Here is a 2,364-nt window from a genome sequence, read left to right on the forward strand (position 1 = left end):
GGATGGATCAGGGCCATGGGACACACCGTTTTGATTGCAACGCCGTTACTTCAGCATGGCAAGTCCATGGCTGACAAGCGCGCCGTGATCGTTTGCATTGTTCCCGAATTGACGACAGTAGTGCTGTAAAAGAGCAACTGTTATTGAACAGGTTGATAGTAATTGGAAAAATGTGTGGCGCAATCGTGTTCAAAACTTGGCAAGCTCACCTCAATTGCCGTAGCCTAGAATGCAGAGCAATGGGTTTTGGAGGTTGATTCTCTGTGTCCCTTGCGATTTTGGAAACGTTGATTTTGAGGAACGGATAATGATGAAGACGCGAGTGACAACAGCCGCCAGTGCTTTGATCGCCGCGACCGTGTTGGCGGTCTCCGGTACGGTCGCATCGGCGGCGACTTATACGTTTACGTTCGATGACAGGGAAGACAACCAGACCTCCCAGTATTTCACTTCGAACGAAGATCCCGGTTTTGGTGTGCTGGTGGAAGGGTTTCACTATTCCCTGAACGGCAGTTCATATGTGCAGGGAAGTGCCATTGATGTGGATACGAACAGCTATGGGCTGATCAGCGACAACTCCACTTCTTGCGGTTGGTTTTGCGGGACCTCGGATGATCACGCCATCGACAGTAAGGGTGACGACGAATCGATGAAGTTCACCTTCGATGGGGATGTGACCCTGACCGATATAACCATCGGCTGGTCCGACGGTACTGGCGACTACGACCTGTTCGCCGGTGGCCAACTGCTGGGCAACACCCGTGACGGCGCCGTAACACCCGCTGGTCCGGACAACGTTTATGCGATCGGTGCGCGGACGTTCGAGGAAACCGTGCGGAAATGGACAATCTTTGGCTGGAAGAACAAAACAGTGCGTCACGAAAGTGGCATCAAGATCACGTCGATCACTGTTCAATACCAGCCCAGCGTAGTCCCGCTGCCTGCGGGGGCGCCGCTTCTGCTTGGCGGTCTTGGCGCGCTGGCCTTGCTGCGTCGCCGCAAGAAAGCCTGAACATATTTGCATGACCATTGAAAAAGGCCCCGGATATTTCCGGGGCCTTTTCTGTTGCCGGGCGGGCTGAAATCAGTCCATGGCCTTGAAGTTGAATTCGCCGCCTTCCTTGATCCCCGAGGGCCAGCGCGAGGTGACCGTTTTCGTGCGGGTGTAGAACTTGAAAGCGTCGGGGCCGTGCTGGTTCAGGTCGCCGAACATGGATTTCTTCCAGCCGCCGAAGGTGTGATAGGCAAGCGGCACCGGGATCGGCACGTTGATGCCGACCATGCCGATGTTGACGCGGCTTGCGAAATCACGGGCCGTGTCGCCGTCGCGGGTAAAGATCGCGGTGCCGTTGCCGTACTCGTGATCCATCGCCAGCTTCAGCGCGTCCTCGTAGCTGTCTGCACGCACGGTGGACAGCACCGGGCCAAAGATCTCCTGCTTGTAGATCTCCATGTCCGGGGTCACCCGGTCAAACAGATGGGCGCCGACAAAGAAGCCGTCCTCGTAGCCCTGCAGTTTGAAGTCGCGGTTGTCGACCACCAGTTCCGCGCCCTGATCGACGCCGGACTGGATCAGGCCCAGGATGCGTTCCTTGGAGGCCGCGGTCACAACCGGGCCCAGATCCACATCGTCGCCGGCGGTGTAGGGGCCGACTTTCAGTTTCTCGATGCGCGGGATCAGCTTTTCGATCAGCTTGTCGGCGGTTTCCTCACCGACGGGAACCGCAACCGAGATCGCCATGCAGCGTTCGCCAGCCGCGCCGAAGCCTGCACCGACCAGCGCGTCAGCGGCCTGGTCGAGATCCGCGTCGGGCATCACGATCATGTGGTTCTTGGCGCCGCCGAAACACTGCGCGCGCTTGCCGTTGGCGGTGGCGCGGGAATAGATGTACTGCGCAATCGGGGTGGAGCCGACAAAGGACACGCCTTGGATGATCTCGCTGTCGAGCAGGGTATCAACCGCTTCGCGGTCGCCGTTCACCACCTGGAACACACCTGCAGGCAGGCCGGCTTCGACAAACAGCTCAGCCAGCATCAGCGGCACCGAGGGGTCGCGCTCGGACGGTTTCAGCACCACGGCATTGCCGCAGGCCAGGGCCGGGCCGACGTGCCACAGCGGCATCATGGCGGGGAAGTTGAACGGCATGATCGAGGCAACGACGCCGAGCGGCTGGCGCATGGAATACATGTCGATGCCGGGGCCGGCGCTGTCGGTGAATTCACCCTTCAGCATTTGCGGCGCGCCGATGCAGTATTCGATCACTTCCAGACCGCGCTGCAGATCGCCTTTGGCGTCAGGGATGGTCTTGCCGTGCTCGCGGCTCAGCGCCTCTGCCAGCTTGTCCATGTCGCGGTTCATCAGGC

The 2,364-nt window shown here is 59.1% G+C and carries 2 protein-coding genes; one reads left to right on the forward strand and one right to left on the reverse strand.

Annotated features, from left to right (window positions below):
• The first annotated feature begins 307 nt into the window (after positions 1 to 307).
• Positions 308 to 1,012, forward strand: a complete 705-nt coding sequence (locus tag A2I95_RS31880) for a VPLPA-CTERM sorting domain-containing protein (RefSeq protein ID WP_288941832.1) — start codon at positions 308 to 310, stop codon at positions 1,010 to 1,012.
• 72 nt (positions 1,013 to 1,084) lie between these two features.
• On the opposite strand, the gene A2I95_RS31885 is transcribed toward A2I95_RS31880, so the two are convergent.
• On the reverse strand, positions 1,085 to 2,364 hold a 1,280-nt coding region (locus A2I95_RS31885), incomplete at its 5' end, for a CoA-acylating methylmalonate-semialdehyde dehydrogenase (RefSeq protein WP_291736288.1).

The organism is Leisingera sp. F5 (genome assembly GCF_001593695.1).

Excerpts from the sequence above, each read along its gene's own strand:
- A2I95_RS31880 (WP_288941832.1), top strand. The coding sequence starts at position 308 with ATGATGAAGACGCGAGTGACAACAGCCGCCAGTGCTTTGATCGCCGCG.